Source organism: Pseudomonas iranensis, assembly GCF_014268585.2.
In the GTDB taxonomy this organism is placed as follows: domain Bacteria; phylum Pseudomonadota; class Gammaproteobacteria; order Pseudomonadales; family Pseudomonadaceae; genus Aquipseudomonas; species Aquipseudomonas iranensis.
This window is the reverse complement of the sequence record NZ_CP077092.1, coordinates 2881956-2902817: the sequence shown is the minus strand read 5'-3', so window position 1 is coordinate 2902817 and position 20862 is coordinate 2881956. Positions and strand designations below refer to the sequence as shown.

Genomic DNA, 20862 nt, shown 5'->3' with positions numbered 1-20862 from the left:
TGTAATTTCTGACAGTAGACCGCGACACCCCTGCTCCTTTAACGTCAAGGTGCCTACCCGCTCGTTGAAAAGGACCCTTCGATGAACCCCACAAACACAACTTCCGCGCTGGACCCGGTTTACCGCAAAGCCCTGAAAACCAGGCGTCCGGTCATTCTGTATTTCGCCAATGATCACTGCCCTGCGTGCGAATGGGCCGGGCCGATCTTTCGGCAGATTGCCGAGCCTTACCGACTGCGCGCCAACATCTATATGCTCAACACCAGCCAATCGCCCAAGCACCCGGACGTCACGGGCACGCCAACAGTGCTGTTCTATAAAAACGGCAGGCTGCTGAAAAAGCTCAAAGGTATCGGCACCGAGGAAACCCTGGCGAGGGATATGGCCCGGCATGTCGGCAGGACAAAGGCTCCCGCAACGCCACGCAAACCTCACCATGATCTGGCATGGCTGAGGCGAACACTCAAGTCGTTGCGCACCGTCACTGGGTCGCGCCACCGGCTTCTGCGCTGAACCCGACCGGGATTGGACAACCCGCGGTCTGCCTGCTTTGCTGTTGAGCGAACACATTGCGCGCCGCCCGCCGCTTCGGGTGGTTGCCAGGATCGGCGCAGACAGCGGGATAAGCATGTTCGAAACCATTGAAGCGCAAGCGTTGAAGGAAACCGCGTCTAACGAGTTGAGGGAAGAGTTTCTCCAGCGCGAGTTCGAACGGCTCAAACCGTTCAGCCTGTTGATCTATGTGGTCAGCATTTTCATGTGGCTGCTGTTTGATCTGATCGTCAGTTTTCTCGGCGGCCAGGGTTTCACGTGGCGCTCGATGGCGTTTCTCGCTGGTTTCGCGCTGTTGACGGTGGTGCTCGGTTTTACGCGCAGGGCTAGCCATTTCGATGTGCTCACCCTGTTGCTGGTCGTGGGATTGACCGTCGGTGTGCGAATGATCGTCGACGGCCTCGCGCCTGCTTCGCACAGCTTGTGGCTGGTGCTGGCAGCAGCGAGCATGCTGTACAGCGTGTCGGTACTGCCGCTGCGGCGCTGGGCGTTCTTTGCGGTACAAGTTGTGATCTGGGTAATCCTCAACCCGTTTCTCGCCACCACTACCGAAATCAGTGAACTGCGCGGCGTTCTGACTGCCTGCTACAGCGTGTTCCTCTGCGCGCTCACGGTGTACACCTTTTTGAAATTCCGTGAGGCCAAGCTGAACAACTACCTGATGTCGCGGTTGCTGCTGGATCAGGCCTACAACGACCCGCTGACGCAGATTCCGAACCGACGCTCGTTCATGACCCACGCGGGGCAACGGCTGCTGGCAAGCCCGCGCGAGCGCGATCATTACCTGATGATGATCGACATCGACAACTTCAAGAAGGTCAACGATACCTACGGGCATGACATCGGTGATGAGGTGCTCATTCGCGTCGCTGCCGATATCAAGGCAGTGATGGTTGCGTTTGACTACGCGCGTATGGGCGGTGAGGAGTTCGCGATCTATCTGGCGGGAGTGCGGCGCGAAGATGTTGAAAGCCTTGCCACGCAACTGTGCCAGTCAGTGCGTGAACACCCCACCCGGCACCCGGTCACCATCAGCATCGGCATTACCCGGGTGGCTGAGGGTGACTCGTTGAATCAGGCGCTGATCAAGGCGGATGCGGCGTTGTACGCATCAAAGCATACGGGCAAGGACCGCTTTACGTTTCATCAGTAACAAGCGCAGCGACCGCTGCACCATTCCGCGAATGCTCAAGCCACCTCACGCTCCAGCAACACCCGCGTCACCCGCCGCTCTTCTACCGCTTTGACGGTCAGTTGCCAGCCCTCGTATTCCAGTTGATCGCCGGTCATCGGCAACCGATCCAGCAGACTCATGACCAACCCGGCCATGGTCTGATAATCCTCGGTCGGCTCGGCATCGAAGCCGGTACGCTGGCGAACGCGAGCCAAGGGCAGCGCGCCGCTGACCAGAAACCCGCCGCGCTCTTCGACCACGTCCGGGCCTTCGATTTCGCTGGCATCGGGTAGTTCGCCAGCGATCGATTCGAGGATGTCGGTCATGGTCAGTACGCCGACAAAATCGCCAAATTCATTGACCACGAAGGCAATGTGCGTTGACGCCGCGCGCATCTGCTCCAGGGCATTGAGGATTGAGTAACTGTCGAGCAGATTGACGGTCTTGCGAGCCAGATGCTCCAGGTTCGGCTCGTTGCCCGCCAGATATTCCTTGAGCAGTTCCTTCTTGTGTACGAAGCCCAGCGGCTCGTCCACCGCGCCATCGCGAATCAGCGGCAAGCGCGAGTAGGACGAATGCATCAACTTCGTGCGAATGGTTTCGGCGTCATCCGCAAGATCAATCAGGTCAACGTCGGCGCGCACCGTCATCAGGTTGCGAATCGGCCGTTCCGCCAGTTGCAGCACACCGCTGATCATCACCCGCTCACGACGATCAAACAGCTCGGCCACCGGCGCTTCACCGTCGTCCAGCAGGTCGGAGATTTCCTCGCCAACCTCCTCCGCCGCCAGTTTGCGCCCGCCGAGCAGACGCATCACCGCATGGGCCGTGCGCTCACGCATCGGCCGCACGCCCTGAATCGAACGTTTGCGCCGCGCCCGGGCGATCTGGTTGAAGACTTCGATCAGGATCGAAAAACCGATGGCCGCGTACAGATAACCTTTCGGGATATGGAAGCCCAGACCTTCGGCGGTCAGGGCAAAACCGATCATCATCAGGAAGCCCAGGCACAGCATGATCACGGTCGGGTGCGCGTTGACAAAGCGGGTCAGCGGCTTGCTGGCGACGATCATCAGGCCGATGGAAATGATCACGGCGATCATCATCACCGCCAGTTCATCGACCATGCCCACGGCGGTAATCACCGCGTCGAGCGAGAACACGGCGTCGAGCACCACGATCTGCGCCACGATCGGCCAGAACAGCGCGTAGGTCGTGTTGGTCGAGCGCTCGCCGACGTGGCCTTCGAGGCGTTCATGCAACTCCATCGTCGCTTTGAACAACAGGAACACGCCACCGAACAGCATGATCAGGTCGCGGCCGGAGAAGCTCTTGTCGAACACCTCGAACAACGGCTGCGTGAGCGTAACCAGCCAGGAAATGCTCGCCAACAGGCCCAGACGCATGATCAACGCCAGCGACAAGCCGATGATGCGCGCACGATCACGCTGATGCGGCGGCAGTTTGTCGGCAAGAATTGCGATGAACACCAGGTTGTCGATACCCAGTACCAGTTCCAGCACGATCAGAGTCAACAGGCCTAACCAGGCCGTGGGATCCGCTAACCATTCCATAAAACGTCTCGATCTCTCTACAGTGAATTCAGGCGGCCGGACACGGCGAAGTGCAACGCGAAGGCTCAAGGGCCGCGTTATCAACCATAGTCGGGAGTCGGAAGACGGGATGCTGCGAATGGATCAAGACCGCGCAATATTGCGCTGGAGAATGCTGACTGGGAGGCTCCGAGAGGGTGTTCATGTAGATCCTGAATGAAAAATGGCCTTCGAGCGTACAGGGTCGACTGGTCCGCTCCACAGCGGTAAATCATTTCAAGATCTGTATGAATCAATGTAACCGAAGATTTTCAGCGTTGCCGAAAAAGCCTTCGCGAGCAGGCTCGCTCCCACAGGGTGCGAGCGGTGCGGCGGATTTCAGCGCAAATCCAGCTCATCGATATGCTGATACTGCGCTTGCAGCGCGGTCGCCAGATCCTTCGCCCGGCCCAGTCGAATCGACCCGCGCTCGATGTCGATGAGCAATCCGGGGCACGCCAGCACGGGCAACGCCGACAGTTCTTTCACGCGACCATCGGTCACGATCAGGCAGCGTTGCTGTTCGGCGGGAAAACGCTTGCGCCGCAGCGTCAGCCATTGCTGCGCCTGTTCCAGTGCCGCGACCAACGGCGTGCCGCCACCGGCGCCGAGACCGTCGAGCCAGACGCTCAGGCCGCTTGAGGCCTTCAAGCCTTGCACCTGCCATTTCGGCGCAGAACCGCTGGCGGTCAGCAACGCCAGCCGCGCCCGCTGGTGGTAAGCATCGTCGAACAACTGCGCGAGCAGGCCCTTGGCATCGCTCAAGGCCTGATGGCGACGGGTCGAGGCCGACGCGTCGACGATCACCAGCCAGATTTCATGGGGCGAGCGGGTACGCTGTTGAAACAGCAGATCGGCGCGGCGCTGGGGGCGGCCATTGAGCAGCGTGCCCGGCCAGTTCACCGATCCGCTGCCGGCCGCATGCCGCTGGCCCTGGCGGCCATTGTCGAGTTGTCCGGCACGGGGTCTGGCATTCGCCCCCGCGTCGGACCGGGGGCGAATGCCTAGGGCTTTTTTGCCAGTGGTGGCCAGCTCGGAACTTCGCGGCGGGTACCGGTGGCTTGCGCCGTCGCCGGCATCTCGCCCCACTGGCCCTGCCCTTCACCGGATTTGCTGTCTGCGCCTGACGGAGATTGCGCTTGTGGCTCCGCGCCGGCCAAGGGCTGCTCGCGACGGCGATGGCGCAGGGCAAATTCGGCCACCGCGTCGATGTCCTCTTCAGCAATCGCATCCGCCCCACGCCACGCGGCATGGGCGCGGGCCGCGCGCAACCAGACCAGATCGGCACGCAAGCCATCGACGCCAGCAGCGAAACAACGCTCGGTAATCAACGCCAATGCCGCGTCATCCAGCGGAATGGCTGCCAAGCGCTCGCGGGCGCTTTCACAGCGCGCACGCAGGATGTGTTGCTCGCTCGCCCACAGCGCGCAGAACCCTTGTGGATCGCTGTCGAAATCCAGACGTCGGCGAATGATCTGTCCGCGTTCGGCGGGCGCGGTGTGGCCGCTGAGGGCAACGTTCAAGCCGAAGCGGTCAAGCAATTGCGGCCGCAGCTCGCCCTCTTCCGGGTTCATGGTGCCGATCAGAACGAATTTGGCCGAATGCCGATGGGAAATGCCGTCGCGCTCGATCAGGTTGGTACCGCTGGCAGCGACATCGAGCAGCAGGTCGACCAAGTGATCAGGCAGCAGATTGACCTCATCGACATAGAGCACGCCACCGTCAGCCTTGGCCAGAACACCGGGCGAAAACTGCGCGCGACCGTCGCTCAGGGCAGCATCGAGATCGAGGGTGCCGACCAGCCGCTCTTCGGTAGCGCCCAACGGCAAAGTGACAAACTGGCCGCTGGCGAGCAGATCCGCCAGGCCCCTCGCCAGCGTCGACTTGGCCATGCCGCGCGGACCTTCGATGAGTACGCCGCCGATTTTCGGGTCGATGGCGGTCAGGCACAGGGCGAGCTTCAAGTCATCGGCGCCGACCACGGCGGAGAGTGGGAAATGCGGGGTGTCGGTCATTTGGGTTTTCCCTTTCGTGGTCTTTGGTGTGCTTGAGTTTTAGTGGCGTGTCAGTTGGGTGGCCCTCACCCTAACCCTCTCCCAGAGGGAGAGGGAACTGATCCGGGTGTTCTTGAAAGTTGCGCCGACCTGAATTATCGATTTGAACTCAGGCCTCAAAACCAACACAAATCGGCCCCCTCTCCCTCCGGGAGAGGGTTGGGGTGAGGGTAGCTTTTTAGCGGCTACATATCTTCCTCGATATCCAACAGCAAATTCTCCAGCGCCTCTTTATAAGCCCCAGGCTCCTGCCACATCCCGCGCTGCTGCGCTTCGAGCATGCGTTCGGTCATGTCGCGCAGAGCATGGGGATTATGCTCACGGACAAAATCCCGGGTTGCCGGATCGAGCAAATATGCCTCCGCCAGCAACGCGTACTGATGGTCGTCGATCAATTGCGTAGTCGCATCGAAGGCGAACAGATTATCAACCGTCGCCGCCAGTTCGAACGCGCCTTTGTAGCCGTGACGCTTGATTCCGTCGATCCACTTCGGATTCGCCGCGCGCGAGCGCACCACACGGTTCAACTCTTCCTTCAGGGTACGAATCTTCGGCAGATCCGGCTGGCTGTGATCGCCGTGATAACTGGCCGCCGCTTCGCCACGCAGCGTCTCCACCGCAGCGAGCATGCCGCCCTGGAACTGGTAGTAATCGTTGGAATCGAGCAAGTCATGCTCGCGGTTGTCCTGGTTTTGCAGAACTGCCTGCACCTGGCTCAGACGCTGGCTGAATTGCGCGCGGGCAGCCGTGCCCTCGTCAGCACCGCTATAAGCGTAGGCGCCCCAGTTCAGGTAAACCTCGGCGAGGTCTTCGCGGGTCTGCCACAAACGCCCGTCGATGGCGCCTTGCACCCCGGCGCCATACGCCCCCGGTTTCGCGCCGAAGATGCGCCACCCGGCCTGACGCCGCGCGGTGTCTTCATCGACGCCCGACTGCAACAGCGCCTGGCGTTCGGCGCGCACCTTGGCGGCGAGTGGATTCAAATCGTCCGGCTCGTCCAGCGCGGCCACCGCTTGCACGGCGGCGTCGAACAGGCGGATGAGATTGGCAAACGCATCACGGAAAAACCCCGAAACCCGCAGCGTCACGTCGACCCGCGGACGATCGAGCAGACTCAGCGGCAGAATCTCGAAATCATCCACGCGCTGACTGCCCGTGGCCCAGACCGGACGCACGCCCATCAACGCCATGGCCTGAGCGATGTCGTCGCCGCCGGTGCGCATGGTTGCGGTGCCCCACACGGACAAGCCGAGTTGGCGCAAGTGATCGCCGTGGTCCTGCAGATGCCGTTCGAGAATCAGCGTCGCCGACTGGAATCCGATGCGCCACGCGGTGGTGGTCGGCAGATTGCGCACGTCCACCGAATAGAAGTTGCGCCCGGTCGGCAGCACATCGAGACGGCCACGGCTCGGAGCACCGCTGGGGCCGGCAGGGACGAAACGACCGCTGAGGGCGTCAAGCAGACCGCGCATTTCGGCCGGGCCACAAGCATCGAGCCGTGGGGCGACGACTTCGCGCAGATTGTCGAGTATCGAGTCAACCTCAGCCCAACCCGACCCTTGTGGGAGCGAGCCTGCTCGCGAAGGCGTCGGGTCAGACAGCTGTGCTTTTACTGACACACCGCTTTCCCGAGCAGGCTCGCTCCCACAGGGCACGTTCAGTGTTTGGGAGATCAGGTCTGCGGCAAACAATTCGAGGCGCTCGCGGGTGTCGCCGGCGGTGCGCCAGACTTCTTCGCAGATGGTCTGCAACTCGGTCGGACGCGGGCCGCTCCAGGGATCGGCCAACGCGCAATCCAGCGGATCAAAACCGAGAGCAAACGCTTTGGCCAGTGCTCGCAGCAGACTCGACTGCGCGCCCTTGCCGTCACCGCGCGGGATGCGCAGCAACGCCAGCAAGGTGTCGATACGCAAGCGCCCGCTCGGCGATTCACCAAAAATGTGCAACCCGTCGCGAATCTGCGATTCCTTCAGATCGCACAGATAAGTGTCCAGACGCGGCAACCAGATCGCCGCATCGGCATCGCTGTCCAGCGCGGCATCCAGTTGCAATTCGCGGTCGATTTGCGTGTCCCGCACCAATTGCAGAATGTCGCGCTGCAACTCGCGGGCACGGCGCGGATCGAGCAGTTGCGCCTCGTAATATTCGTCGGCGAGCAGCTCCAGATTGCGCAGCGGCCCGTAGGTTTCGGCGCGGGTCAGCGGCGGCATCAGGTGGTCGATGATCACCGCTTGCGTGCGGCGTTTGGCCTGAGCGCCCTCGCCCGGATCGTTGACGATAAACGGATAGATATTCGGCAGCGGCCCGAGCAGCGCGTCCGGCCAGCAATTCTCCGAAAGGCCGACGCCTTTGCCCGGCAACCATTCGAGATTGCCATGCTTGCCGACGTGGATCACGCCGTGAGCGCCGTAGGTGTTGCGCAACCAGAAATAGAACGCCAGATAACCGTGCGGCGGAACCAGATCCGGGTCGTGGTACACCGCGCTCGGATCGACCTGATAACCCCGGGCCGGCTGGATGCCGACAAAGGTCAGACCGAAACGCAGACCGGCGATCATCAGGCGACCGTCGCGACACATCGGATCGTTTTGCGGCGTCCCCCAACGCTCTTGCACCGCGACACGATTCGCCTCCGGCAACGCGTTGAACATCGCCAGGTAATCGTCCATCGCCAGGCTCTGCTGGCACGGGCGCAGGTCGAGACTATCGAGGTCGTTGCTGACACCGCCGAGCAGTTGCTGGATCAGTTCGGTGCCGCTCTCGGGCAACTCGGCCGTGATCGGATAACCTTCGGCACGCAATGCGCGGAGGATATTAAGCGCCGCCGCCGGCGTATCGAGGCCGACGCCATTGCCGATGCGGCCGTCGCGGGTCGGGTAGTTGGCGAGGATCAGGGCGATGCGTTTTTCGCCGTTCGGCACGCGTGCCAAAGCAACCCAACGCCGCGCCAGTTCGGCGACGAAATCCATGCGTTCGGGCTGGGCGCGGTAGCAGACCACATCGGACTGGCTGCGCTCGCTGCGCCAAGCCAGATCCTTGAAGCTGATCGGGCGGCTGATGATGCGCCCGTCAAGCTCCGGCAAAGCAATGTGCATCGCCAGATCGCGCGGCCCGAGACCCTGTTCGCTGTCGCGCCAGCCGGGTTCGTTGTCCTGAGCGCAGATGGCTTGAATCACTGGGATGTTGCGGCGAAACGGGCGCAGATGCGGCGCTTCGGGGCTGGACTGGGCAAAACCGGTGGTGTTGAGAATCACCCCCGCCTCGACTTCATCCAGCCAGTCCTCGACCACCGACAGACAACCGGGTTCTTTCAGACTGGCCACCGCGATCGGCAGCGGATTGAGCCCGGCTGCCTGCAAACGCTGACAGAACACATCGATGAACGCCGTGTTCGCCGCCTGCAAATGCGAGCGATAAAACAACAGCGCCGCCACCGGTTGACCATGCAGCCATTCGGCTTGCCAGTCGCTCAGCGCAGCGCTGTTTTTCTGTGGGTGATAAATCGCCGTGCGCGGCAGGGTTTGCGGCTCGCCCCACGAATAATCCCGGGCAAACCATTGGTTGCCCAAGCAGCGGAAAAAATCCAGCGCATTGCCCATGCCGCCCTGACGCAGAAATTGCCAGAGTCTATCGCGTACTTCGGCGCTGACCGTGCTCAAGTCACTGAGCTCGGGGTCCGGGCGGTCATCGCCAGGCACCAGAATCAGTTGCACGCCGCGTTCGGACAACTCGACCAGCCGCTCGACGCCGTAGCGCCAATAGGCAATGCCGCCATGCAGCGAGATCAGAATGACTTTGGCGTGGCGCAGCACTTCGTCGACGTACAGATCGACCGAAGCATGATTCTGCACCTGCATCGGGTTGGCCAGACGCAGGCTCGGGTAGTCATCGGGCAATTGCTGCGCAGCCTCGGCGAGCAGCGCCAGGCTGGAATCGCCGCTGCACAGGATCACCAGCTCGGCGGGGGTTTGTCCGAGATCGGCAATGTTGTCGTCCGAGACGAATCCGCCGGGCTGGGTCCTGAGCAGGTGCATGGTTTAAACGCTGAGCGCAGCGCGCAATTGCGCTTCGAGTTGTGCGGCATCGAGTTCCTGGCCGATCAGCACCAGACGCGTGACGCGCGCTTCTTCGGCGCCCCACTGACGGTCGAAATGCTTGTCGAAACGCGTGCCCACACCCTGGATCAACAGGCGCATCGGCTTGTGCGGAATCGCCGCGAAGCCTTTCACGCGCAGAATGCCGTGTTGCACCACCAGTTGCGTCAGCGCGTCGAGCAGCAGGCTTTCATCGGCTTGCGGCAGTTCGATTGAGATCGAATCGAAGGCGTCGTGATCGTGATCGTCGTCATCACCGTCATGGTGGTGATCGTGGTGACTGTGACGGCTGTCGATGTGCTCCTCAGAGCCGGCACCGAGGCCGATCAACACGTCGAGCGGCAGGCGGCCGTTGCTGGCTTCGATGATTTTTACCGCTGGCGGCAGCTCTTCGGCGACTTCAGCGCGCACCCGAGCCAGATCTTCCGCGCTGGTCTGGTCGGCTTTGTTGAGGATGACCAGGTCAGCACTGGCCAGTTGATCGGCGAACAATTCGTGCAGCGGCGACTCGTGATCAAGGTTCGGATCGAGTTTGCGCTGGGCATCGACCTGATCCGGGAACGCTGCGAAGGTGCCAGCAGCGACGGCCGGGCTGTCGACCACGGTGATCACCGCATCGACAGTGCAGGCACTGCGAATTTCCGGCCACTGGAAGGCTTGCACCAACGGCTTGGGCAAGGCCAGGCCAGAGGTTTCGATGAGAATGTGATCAAGATCGCCGCGACGGGCGACCAGCTCGCGCATCACCGGAAAGAATTCTTCCTGCACCGTGCAGCACAGGCAGCCGTTGGCCAGCTCATATACGCGGCCGCTGGCCTCTTCTTCGGTGCAGCCGATGGTGCATTGCTTGAGGATTTCACCGTCGATACCGAGCTCGCCAAACTCGTTGACAATCACCGCGATGCGCCGGCCCTGAGCGTTGTCGAGCATGTGCCGCAGCAGCGTGGTTTTGCCCGAACCGAGGAAACCGGTGACGATAGTGACGGGGAGTTTGGCCAGTGTTTTCATCGGTATGCCCTTTGGCAAGCGGCGGGCATACGGGACGAGAACCGGCAGCGCGCATGCACGCCGGAAGCATTCGCCACCGGATCACCCCGCCCGGTTGTAGTGAGAATCTGTGACGAGGCAGGTCTCCTGGCTGACGGCGTTCAGGCGCTGGGCCTGGCGTTCATTGCGCCTTCCCGCTGGCTCATCGGTTGAGCTGGCAGTGGCGTGGCAACGAACATCACCGTTCACAGTTGCGGGGGCAGCCGCGGCTTTGACCGCGTTCCCTTCTTAGCTTCGGCGAGTGCCGAAGAACCTCGAAAGCGCAAGGCTACGCATGGGTCCGTCGTGGGTCAATGGGTCGGTGAGTCTGAAACTGGGGGTATATCCGTTGCTGCGGTAACGGCTTCCTATGGTTTCGCTCTTACAGCGAGTCCCTTTTTCAAACGCCGGAGTGCCGGCACAGCAAAAAGAAACCAAAAGGCTTTGCCCCGGCGTACGGCCCGCTCGCTGGGGCTCGGGGTACCTTCGTTACGGGACCGATCCGGGCGCAGCCTGCTGAAGGGGCAAAAGATCAAAGCCAAAGCAAAAGCCAGATCTAGAGCCCCTCACCCTAGCCCTCTCCCCGAGGGAGAGGGGACTGACCGAGGTGTTTAGGCGAAATACGCCGACTTGCGATATCGAGTCGAATGCAGATTCTGAAAAGCCCGCAAATCGGCTCCCTCTCCCTCGGGAGAGGGCTGGGGTGAGGGGCAGCAACAACACAAATTAAAAGCCGAACACCCACGCTTTTCACCACTCAATAAGCCGAGTGTCAGCTCGCCTGCTCTTGATCTTGATCTTGATCCACCGGCGACGGATATACACACAAAAACATCAGAAAAATCCCCCACCGCAGCACTGAAAACTTCCCGGAAATTGACTAAAAACCCAAACCCATGTTTTCCTGCCCACCTTGTTACGGGTGCCCTTCACAGGGTGAAACGGGAAACCGGTGAATCATGTGCTTTACTCAAAGCCATGTCAGTCCGGTGCTGCCCCCGCAACGGTAAGCGAGCGAAGCGTCAGATCCACTGTGCCCCGGCATGGGAAGGTGATGCTTGCAGGTCGGCCTTGTGCCAGCCCCTCGCAAGCCCGGAGACCGGCCCGCAACACCCAGCGCGCGCAAGCGCCGCTGACCACAAACAAACCCGCGGTGGGCGGGCGCTGTTCGAAATCCCTGCGTGCCCTGCTCGCAGGGATTTTCATGCGCTCTGTTTACCCGCTGACATTTCAGAGGGAAGCGCTATGTCGATCATCAGCAACACCGTCAGCCACACTGACCACATCTCCAGCAGCACCACACTCGGCCAACGCGTCGCCGCCGCCCTCTTCGCCTCGATCCTCGGTGCCAGCCTGGTCTGGTTCGCCGGTTTCTCGCACATCGAAGCGGTGCACAACGCCGCCCACGATACCCGCCACAGCGCCGCGTTCCCGTGCCACTGAGGCCTTTCAACATGATCAAGCGTATCGCGCAAACCGCAGGCTTCACCGGCCTGCTGGCCGCCCTGCTGCTGACGTTGCTGCAGAGCTTCTGGGTATCGCCACTGATTCTTCAGGCCGAAACCTTCGAGAAATCCGAGCCGGTCGCCGAAGCTCACCAACATGCCACCGGTACCGCCGCCCACAGCCATGATGCTGAGGCCTGGGAGCCAGAAGATGGCTGGCAGCGTGTGGCTTCGACCACTGGCGGCAATCTGGTGGTTGCGGTCGGTTTCGCTTTGATGCTCGCTGGCCTGTACACCCTGCGCGCACCGACCAGGACTTCGCAAGGCCTGCTCTGGGGTCTGGCCGGTTACGCGACGTTCGTTCTCGCGCCGACCTTGGGCCTGCCACCTGAATTGCCGGGCACAGCCGCCGCTGATCTGGCTTCGCGGCAGATCTGGTGGATCGGCACCGCCGCTTCGACCGCAGTCGGTCTGGCACTGATTGCCTTCAGCCGCCACTGGTTGATGAAGCTTCTCGGTGTGGCGATTCTCGCCGTGCCGCATGTGATTGGCGCGCCGCAACCGCAGGTGCATTCGATGCTTGCCCCCGAGGCGCTGGAAACGCAGTTCAAGATCGCTTCGCAGCTGACCAACGTGGCGTTCTGGCTGGCTTTGGGCGTGATCAGTGCGTGGTTGTTCCGCCGCAAAAGCGCGAGCCAATACCAGGCATGAGCGATGACCGCGCAGCGCCGACCTTCGTGGTCGGCCTCGGCTGCCAGCGCGGCTGCCCGGCCAGTACGTTGCGTGCATTACTCGATCAAGCGTTGCAGGCGCACCGCATCGAGTTGCGAGCGGTCAAGGCTCTGGCGAGTATCGATCTCAAGCGCGACGAACCGGGGTTGCTGGAACTGGCCACACAATTGAACCTGCCGCTGCAGTATTTCAATAGTGCCGAGCTGGCGCCCTTTCAACAGCGCCTCAGTCATCAATCGCAGATCGCCTTTGAGCGCACCGGCTGCTACGGCGTGGCGGAAAGCGCCGCGCTGGCGCTGGCCGAGCAACTGATTCAGGCGCCGGCGAAACTGCTGATCCACCGGCAGAAATATGCGCAGGCCACGCTGGCATTGGCCGGCGCTGCATAAAATCCCGATAATCCCCGCCATTGATCATGAGCACGCTTCATCTGCAGTGGGGCTGCGCCTCTTCACAAGGATTCAACGATGACCGTCTATTTCATCGGCGCCGGCCCCGGCGATCCGGAACTCATCACCGTCAAAGGCCAACGGCTGATTCGCAGCTGCCCGGTGATCATTTATGCCGGCTCGCTGGTACCCGCAGCGGTGCTGGAAGGTCATCAGGCCGAAATCGTGGCCAATAGCGCTGAACTGCATCTGGAACAGATCATCGATCTGATCAGGACTGCCCATGCCCAAGGCCAGGATGTTGCCCGCGTGCATTCGGGGGATCCAGGTCTGTACGGCGCGATTGGTGAGCAGATCCGCTACTTGCGTGAGCTGGGCATTCCTTTCGAGATCATTCCGGGCGTGACCGCCACGGCTGCATGCGCAGCGCTGCTGGGCGCCGAGTTGACCCTGCCGGACATTTCGCAAAGCGTGATCCTGACCCGTTACGCCGACAAGACCGCGATGCCCGTTGGCGAGGAGCTGGCCAGCCTGGCGCAGCATGGCGCGACCATGGCCATTCATTTGGGGGTCAATCATCTGGAAAAGATTTTGGTTGAATTGCTGCCGCATTACGGCGCGGACTGCCCGATTGCCGTGATTCACCGCGCGACATGGCCGGATCAGGACTGGGTCGTCGGTACACTGGCGGACATTGCCGCAAAGGTCGAGGCCAAAGGGTTTCGGCGTACGGCGCTGATTCTGGTCGGGCGGGTGCTGGGCAGCGAGGTGTTCAGCGAGTCTTCGTTGTATCGCGCCGGGCATGCGCATTTGTACCGACCGTGAGTGGAACGCGGAGCGTCCCGGGCTGCATGCCCACGCGGAGCGTGGGCATGATCAAGCCACAGGCATAAAAAAACGGCGCTCACGGGGCGCCGTTTTTCATGTTCGCAGCGAACGCCTTAGTAGTAGGCGTTTTCTTTCTGCGTGTGATCGGTCACGTCGCGAACGCCCTTGAGCTCCGGGATGCGCTCGAGCAGAGTACGCTCGATGCCTTCCTTCAAGGTCACGTCAGCCTGGCCGCAGCCCTGGCAACCGCCACCGAACTGCAACACGGCAATGCCGTCCTCGACCACATCGATCAGGCTGACCTGACCGCCGTGGCTGGCCAGCCCCGGGTTGATCTCGGTTTGCAGGTAATAGTTAATGCGCTCGTTGACCGGGCTGTCGGCATTGACCATCGGCACTTTGGCATTTGGCGCCTTGATGGTCAGCTGGCCGCCCATACGGTCGGTGGCATAGTCGACAACGGCGTCGTCAAGAAACGCTTCGCTGAAGGAATCGATGTAGGCGGTGAAGCTTTTCAGCCCCAGCGCGGTATCTTCAGGTTTCTCTTCGCCCGGCTTGCAGTAGGCAATGCAGGTTTCGGCGTACTGGGTACCAGGCTGGGTAATGAAAACGCGGATGCCGATGCCCGGGGTGTTCTGCTTGGAGAGCAGATCGGCCAGGTAATCATGGGCGGCGTCGGTAATGGTAATAGCGGTCATAAAAACTCCTCGCAGGCTTGGGCGCAGTTTACGCCAATCGGCGCGGCTGACAAAGTCCCAGTATTTTTGTCGGGAAAGAATCCCGGCATATGCCTGCGAATGCTCAAAGGTTCTCGTACCGGTTCATATCCAGCACACCCTCTTCCACCGGATCGGTTTCGTGGATGTACTGGCTCAGATCGTGGAAATACAGCCAGAACTGCGGATGACTGCGACGAATGCCCCAGCGTTCGACGATTTTTTCGAACCGATTGGCATCCCTGGCATTCTCCATGGCATCGACAAACGCTGGAACCTGCTCGGCCGGTACGTTGAACATGAAGTTCGGGTAACTGGTGAGTACGCCCGGATAGATCGTCAAGGTGTCGAGACCCGGTTGATAGCGCAGCGACTCACCGAGCAAAAACGCCACGTTGCTGTGCGCGCGGTTGCGCAGCACGCTGTAGACCTCGCGCTTGCCACTGGCGGTTTCAACGCGCAGCAAGGTCGCTTCGGGCAACTGGTCGATGACTTTCAACCCTGCGGCCGGTCGCGAGGCCAGACGGCTCAGGGCCTGCTCGGCGTTCTGCAACGCCGGATCGATATTCGGTCGCGAGCAATAAGCGCCGTCGCAGCGATTGATCGGGTCCGGCCGCGCGTTCAGATCACCGTAGCGCGCCAGCAACTGCATGGCGAAATCGTGTTTCGGGTCTTTTTCGTCGAGTTTGAGCGCGGTCGGTTTGTCGTCATCGATGGCCTCGTAATCGAGCCACATCTTGAACTGGCCGCCGTCCTGGTACCAATCGTTGAGGTAATCCTCACGTGAGTCGGCGGGCATCAGGCGCAGGAAGTTCTGCTCGGCGCCGTTACGGATCAGGTCGAAATACAGACGGGTCTGCGCCTGATGGGAGACGTTGCCGAACACGTCGAAGTTGACCGCGAGCTGATAATAGGTGCGCTCGAGCAGTGGATAGTCGAACAGCCACATGGTTTGCGGCACCTCTCCGATCAGCCCCTTGGTCACCGAAGCGCTGTCGAAGTGGCGGAAAATGCTCAGCAAGGCGTTGTCGTTGCCGGCCCACAGCGTCGACCAGCTCGGCGCCGGCAGATCGGCATAGCTGTCACGGCGCAGTGCCTCGTATTCGTTGCGCTTGTCGCGGTAGTTGCGCCACAGGCTCAGCACGCTGCCGACATCGTCGTTCTGCCCCGGCATCGCCAGCAGCGGCGTAGCCTGGCCACGGTAGTTCGGGTCGGTGATGTAGAGATCATGTTCCGGCGCCTGGAACAGCGCCCAGAAGTTGTCGCGGATCACGTCGGTCGCGATCTGCCCACGGCACACCGGGCCGCGAATGAAGGTGCGGACGAAGTATTCAGCGTTATCGAGCATGAACTGATAGCGCGCCTGCGCCGGAATCGCCTCGAAAGTGGCAAACGGATTGGCACGGCTCTGCGGGCCGTAACCCGGCAGCGCATTGACCTGCCAGTTGCCGTTGTAGAACAGGCTCTTGATCCGGGCCATTTTCGCCGCGCTCAGCGGATAAGTGATGTGCGTCTTGTGCACGATCACCCCCTGCACCGGCCACAAGCGGTAATACACCTGCGTGCCCGGGTCGTCGTTGGGGCGGCGCGTGGCGATCAGGTCGATCGGCTGGCCGCTCGGCGTACGCGAGCGCACCCACTGGAAATAACGCCCCGGCTCACCATCCTTGAAATAGATGTGCGCCAGATACCAGTGCTCGAACAGCCAGCGCCCGACCAGACTTTGCCGGGCGCCGGGGGCGTTAAGCAGGTTTTCCCACTGCAAGATCTGCATGGCCTCTTTGGCACTCGGCGCCAGGCTCTGCTCGTCAATCGGCGCGCCAGACGCCAGCCAGCGCTGCAAGGTTTGATATTGCTGATCGGTCAGGCCAGTGACCGCGAGCGGCATGCCCTCTTTCGGGTGCGCGCCGGCATATCCGTCGAACTCCGCAGGCATTGCGCATAGATTGTTGCGATTGAGCCCAAGAACAATCTCTTCCGGCAGTTTGGCGTTCGGCGTCAGCGGCGTCTTGTGGCCGAGTTCAAGCATGCGTGCCATCAGCGCGGCCTGACTGCCCTGGGCGTCGAGCACCGAATAGAAGTCTTTCTGCTGCCAGGCGCGCTTGCCGAAGGCGTCGTAAAACAAGCGCGTGGTCGGTGCCGCCTGGGTGCGTTCGCCGTCGTACACCGGCATCTTGCTCGCGCCACGGGCGGCGCCTTCGCCACTGCCCAGATTGAGCTGACACGCCGAGTCATAGCAAGCATGGCAGGCCACGCACTTCTCGGTGAAGATCGGTTGGATATCGCGGGTGTAGGAGGTGGAAGAAGAAATGGCAGGATCTTGCGCCGCAACGCTCCCGCTCAGGACCAGCAACCATAAACTGATGAAGCGGTGCGGCATGCTGCTGATCTCGATGGTAAAAAAAGGCTGCGATTCTACCGTTATGACGCTCGTACCAACATGAGCGATATTCATGCAAAAGCTGCACATGCTCTAAAAGCGCACAGGTTTGCTATGATCCCGCTCCTTCGTAATGGTCTTTCCGAGTAGTCCACATGTCCGATCGCAGCGTCCGCCTTCAAGCTCTCAAGCAAGCCCTCAAAGAGCGCATCCTGATTCTCGACGGCGGGATGGGCACGATGATCCAGAGCTACAAGCTCGAAGAACAGGATTATCGCGGCAAGCGCTTCGCGGACTGGCCGAGTGACGTCAAGGGCAACAACGACCTGCTGGTGATCACCCGTCCGGACGTGATCGGCGGTATCGAAAAAGCCTATCTGGACGCCGGCGCCGACATTCTCGAAACCAACACTTTCAACGCCACGCGCATTTCCATGGCCGATTACGGCATGGAAGAGCTGGCGTACGAGTTAAACGTAGAAGGCGCACGTCTGGCGCGCAAGATTGCCGACGCCAAGACCGCCGAAAACCCGGCCAAGCCGCGCTTCGTTGCCGGCGTGCTCGGCCCGACCAGCCGCACCTGCTCGCTGTCGCCCGACGTCAACAACCCCGGCTACCGCAACGTAACCTTCGATGAGCTGGTGGAAAATTACACCGAAGCCACCAAAGGCCTGATCGAGGGCGGCGCCGACCTGATCCTGATCGAAACGATCTTCGACACCCTCAACGCCAAAGCGGCGATCTTCGCCGTGCAGGGCGTGTTCGAGGAGCTGCACCTCGAACTGCCGATCATGATTTCCGGGACCATCACCGACGCCTCTGGCCGTACCTTGTCCGGCCAGACCACCGAGGCATTCTGGAACTCGGTGGCCCACGCCAAGCCGATTTCCGTAGGTCTGAACTGTGCCCTCGGCGCCAGCGAACTGCGGCCGTACCTGGAAGAACTGTCGAACAAGGCCAGTACCCACGTTTCCGCGCACCCGAATGCCGGCCTGCCGAATGAATTCGGCGAGTACGATGAACTGCCGTCGCAGACCGCCAAAGTCATCGAAGAATTCGCCCAGAGCGGTTTTCTCAACATCGTCGGCGGTTGCTGCGGCACCACACCGGGCCACATCGAAGCTATCGCCAAAGCCGTGGCCGGTTACGCGCCACGGCAGATTCCGGATATCCCCAAGGCCTGCCGCCTCTCCGGTCTGGAGCCGTTCACCATCGATCGCAGCTCGCTGTTCGTCAACGTCGGCGAACGCACCAACATCACCGGTTCGGCAAAATTCGCCCGCCTGATCCGTGAAGACAACTACACCGAAGCCCTCGAAGTCGCTCTGCAGCAGGTTGAGGCCGGCGCGCAGATCATCGACATCAACATGGACGAGGGCATGCTCGATTCGAAGAAGGCCATGGTCACCTTCCTCAATCTGATCGCCGGCGAACCGGATATCTCGCGCGTGCCGATCATGATCGACTCGTCGAAATGGGAGGTCATCGAAGCCGGCCTCAAGTGCATCCAGGGCAAGGGCATCGTCAACTCGATCAGCATGAAAGAAGGCGTCGAGCAGTTCATCCATCACGCCAAGCTGTGCAAGCGCTACGGCGCTGCGGTGGTGGTGATGGCCTTCGACGAAGCCGGTCAGGCCGACACCGAAGCGCGCAAGAAAGAAATCTGCAAACGCTCCTACGACATCCTGGTCAACGAAGTGGGCTTCCCGCCGGAAGACATCATCTTCGACCCGAACATCTTCGCCGTCGCTACCGGCATCGAAGAGCACAACAATTACGCCGTCGACTTCATCAATGCCTGCGCCTACATCCGCGATGAGCTGCCGTACGCGCTGAGCTCCGGCGGCGTGTCGAACGTGTCGTTCTCGTTCCGTGGCAACAACCCGGTGCGTGAGGCGATTCACTCGGTGTTCCTGCTCTACGCCATCCGCGCCGGGCTGACCATGGGCATCGTCAACGCCGGTCAACTGGAGATCTATGATCAGATCCCGGTCGAGCTGCGCGACGCGGTCGAAGACGTGATCCTCAATCGCACCCCGGATGGCACCGACGCCCTCCTCGCCATCGCCGACAAGTACAAGGGCGACGGCAGCGTCAAGGAAGCCGAGACCGAAGAGTGGCGTAACTGGGACGTCAACAAACGTCTGGAACACGCGCTGGTCAAGGGCATCACCACGCACATCGTCGAAGACACCGAAGAATCCCGCCAGTCGTTTGCGCGGCCGATCGAAGTGATCGAAGGCCCATTGATGTCCGGCATGAACATCGTCGGCGACCTGTTCGGCGCTGGCAAAATGTTCCTCCCGCAGGTGGTGAAATCCGCGCGCGTGATGAAGCAGGCCGTGGCGCACTTGATCCCGTTCATCGAACTGGAGAAAGGCGACAAGCCGGAAGCCAAGGGCAAGATCCTCATGGCCACGGTCAAAGGCGACGTCCACGACATCGGCAAGAACATCGTCGGCGTGGTGCTTGGTTGCAACGGCTATGACATTGTCGACTTAGGCGTGATGGTTCCGGCCGAGAAGATCCTGCAGGTCGCCAAAGAAGAAAAGTGCGACATCATCGGCCTTTCCGGCCTGATCACGCCGTCGCTGGACGAGATGGTCCACGTTGCCCGTGAAATGCAGCGTCAGGATTTCCACCTGCCACTGATGATCGGTGGCGCGACCACGTCGAAAGCGCACACCGCGGTGAAGATCGAGCCGAAGTACAGCAACGATGCCGTGGTCTACGTGACCGACGCCTCGCGCGCCGTCGGCGTGGCGACACAGTTGTTGTCCAAGGAACTCAAGGCCGGTTTCGTCGAGAAGACCCGTCTGGAATACATCGACGTGCGCGAGCGTACGTCCAATCGCAGCGCCCGTACCGAACGCCTGAGCTACGCCGCCGCGATCGCGAAGAAGCCGCAATTCGACTGGGCCAATTATCAGCCAGTGAAACCGACCTTCACCGGCAGCAAGGTGCTCGACAACATCGATTTGAAGGTACTGGCCGAGTACATCGATTGGACACCGTTCTTCATTTCCTGGGATCTGGCCGGCAAGTTCCCGCGCATCCTCGAAGACGAAGTGGTCGGTGAAGCCGCCACTGCGCTGTACAAGGACGCGCAGGAAATGCTCGCTAAGCTCATCGACGAAAAACTCATCAGCGCCCGTGCGGTGTTCGGTTTCTGGCCGGCCAATCAGGTCAACGAAGACGACATCGAGCTGTACGACGACAACGGCAAGCCGCTGGCCAAGCTGCATCACTTGCGTCAGCAGATCATCAAGACCGACGGCAAGCCGAACTTCTGCCTCGCCGACTTCGTGGCGCCGAAGGACAGCGAAGTCACCGACTATGTCGGCGGCTTTATCACCACCGCTGGCATCGGCGCCGAAGAAGTGGCCAAGGCCTATCAGGACGCGGGCGACGACTATAACTCGATCATGGTCAAGGCCCTCGCCGACCGCTTGGCCGAAGCCTGCGCCGAATGGCTGCACCAGCAGGTGCGAAAAGAGCACTGGGGTTATGCCAAGGATGAAACGCTCGACAACGATGCGCTGATCAAAGAGCAATACCGTGGCATCCGCCCTGCTCCCGGCTACCCGGCCTGCCCGGATCACACCGAGAAAGCGGCGCTGTTCACCCTGCTCGATCCAGAGGCTGCCGAAATGCGCGCCGGGCGCAGTGGCGTGTTCCTCACCGAACACTACGCAATGTTCCCCGCCGCAGCGGTCAGCGGCTGGTACTTTGCTCATCCGCAGGCGCAGTACTTTGCCGTGGGCAAGATCGACAAGGATCAAGTGCAGAGCTACACCGCGCGCAAAGGCCAGGACCTGAGCGTGACCGAGCGTTGGCTGGCGCCGAATCTGGGTTACGACAGCTGAGTCTGGGCGAAACC

General features: G+C 61.2%; 14 protein-coding genes and 2 riboswitches. Of the genes, 7 read left to right on the top strand and 7 right to left on the bottom strand.

What is annotated here, in order from left to right:
• The first annotated feature begins 81 nt into the window (after positions 1 to 81).
• Both HU724_RS12990 and HU724_RS12985 read left to right on the top strand, forming a co-directional pair.
• A complete protein-coding gene (locus HU724_RS12990; RefSeq protein WP_186567167.1) occupies positions 82 to 513 on the top strand; it encodes a thioredoxin family protein in 432 nt (143 codons plus the stop codon).
• Between the two features lie 115 nt (positions 514 to 628).
• Positions 629 to 1705 (top strand): GGDEF domain-containing protein, encoded by a 1077-nt coding sequence (locus HU724_RS12985; protein WP_186567169.1) that lies wholly within the window; start codon positions 629 to 631, stop codon positions 1703 to 1705.
• 35 nt (positions 1706 to 1740) lie between these two features.
• Here the strand turns inward: HU724_RS12985 and HU724_RS12980 are convergent, their stop codons facing one another.
• The 5 genes from HU724_RS12980 to cobW form a co-directional block, all read right to left on the bottom strand.
• A complete protein-coding gene (locus tag HU724_RS12980) occupies positions 1741 to 3300 on the bottom strand; it encodes a TerC family protein (protein WP_186567171.1) in 1560 nt (519 codons plus the stop codon).
• Between the two features lie 357 nt (positions 3301 to 3657).
• Entirely contained in the window at positions 3658 to 4350 is a 693-nt protein-coding gene (locus HU724_RS12975; RefSeq protein WP_189691387.1) for a vWA domain-containing protein, read from the bottom strand.
• Complete coding sequence (locus HU724_RS12970; RefSeq protein WP_186567175.1) at positions 4323 to 5333, bottom strand: magnesium chelatase ATPase subunit I; 1011 nt, start codon at positions 5331 to 5333, stop codon at positions 4323 to 4325. Before HU724_RS12970 ends, HU724_RS12975 begins: the two co-directional genes overlap by 28 nt.
• Before the next feature lie 224 nt (positions 5334 to 5557).
• On the bottom strand, positions 5558 to 9406 hold the full coding sequence (gene cobN, locus HU724_RS12965; protein ID WP_186567177.1) for a cobaltochelatase subunit CobN: 3849 nt from the start codon (positions 9404 to 9406) through the stop codon (positions 5558 to 5560).
• A 3-nt stretch (positions 9407 to 9409) separates the two neighbouring features.
• Complete coding sequence (gene cobW / locus HU724_RS12960; protein WP_225927686.1) at positions 9410 to 10474, bottom strand: cobalamin biosynthesis protein CobW; 1065 nt, start codon at positions 10472 to 10474, stop codon at positions 9410 to 9412.
• Between the two features lie 99 nt (positions 10475 to 10573).
• A riboswitch (cobalamin riboswitch) is annotated at positions 10574 to 10785 on the bottom strand.
• A 610-nt stretch (positions 10786 to 11395) separates the two neighbouring features.
• Positions 11396 to 11614: riboswitch (cobalamin riboswitch) on the top strand.
• A 123-nt stretch (positions 11615 to 11737) separates the two neighbouring features.
• On the opposite strand from cobW, the gene HU724_RS12955 reads away from it, so the two are divergent.
• From HU724_RS12955 to cobM, 4 genes are all read left to right on the top strand, one after another.
• The gene (locus HU724_RS12955; RefSeq protein ID WP_016774486.1) at positions 11738 to 11935 is read left to right on the top strand and encodes a CbtB domain-containing protein; all 198 of its coding nucleotides are present in this window, start codon (positions 11738 to 11740) and stop codon (positions 11933 to 11935) included.
• Between the two features lie 11 nt (positions 11936 to 11946).
• Positions 11947 to 12648: a CbtA family protein gene (locus tag HU724_RS12950; protein WP_133338131.1), complete on the top strand. Its 702-nt coding sequence runs from the start codon at positions 11947 to 11949 to the stop codon at positions 12646 to 12648.
• Positions 12645 to 13058, top strand: coding sequence for a cobalamin biosynthesis protein (locus HU724_RS12945; RefSeq protein ID WP_186567179.1), 414 nt, complete (start codon positions 12645 to 12647; stop codon positions 13056 to 13058). Before HU724_RS12950 ends, HU724_RS12945 begins: the two co-directional genes overlap by 4 nt.
• A gap of 78 nt (positions 13059 to 13136) precedes the next feature.
• Positions 13137 to 13883, top strand: coding sequence for a precorrin-4 C(11)-methyltransferase (cobM, locus tag HU724_RS12940; protein WP_186567181.1), 747 nt, complete (start codon positions 13137 to 13139; stop codon positions 13881 to 13883).
• A gap of 116 nt (positions 13884 to 13999) precedes the next feature.
• Here the strand turns inward: cobM and nfuA are convergent, their stop codons facing one another.
• Both nfuA and HU724_RS12930 read right to left on the bottom strand, forming a co-directional pair.
• The gene (nfuA, locus tag HU724_RS12935; RefSeq protein WP_003225494.1) at positions 14000 to 14584 is read right to left on the bottom strand and encodes a Fe-S biogenesis protein NfuA; all 585 of its coding nucleotides are present in this window, start codon (positions 14582 to 14584) and stop codon (positions 14000 to 14002) included.
• 103 nt (positions 14585 to 14687) lie between these two features.
• Entirely contained in the window at positions 14688 to 16982 is a 2295-nt protein-coding gene (locus HU724_RS12930) for a fatty acid cis/trans isomerase (RefSeq protein ID WP_186567183.1), read from the bottom strand.
• A 155-nt stretch (positions 16983 to 17137) separates the two neighbouring features.
• Here HU724_RS12930 and metH point away from each other — a divergent pair, with 155 nt between their 5' ends.
• Positions 17138 to 20848: a methionine synthase gene (gene metH / locus HU724_RS12925; protein ID WP_122707977.1), complete on the top strand. Its 3711-nt coding sequence runs from the start codon at positions 17138 to 17140 to the stop codon at positions 20846 to 20848.
• The last annotated feature ends 14 nt before the right edge of the window (positions 20849 to 20862 follow it).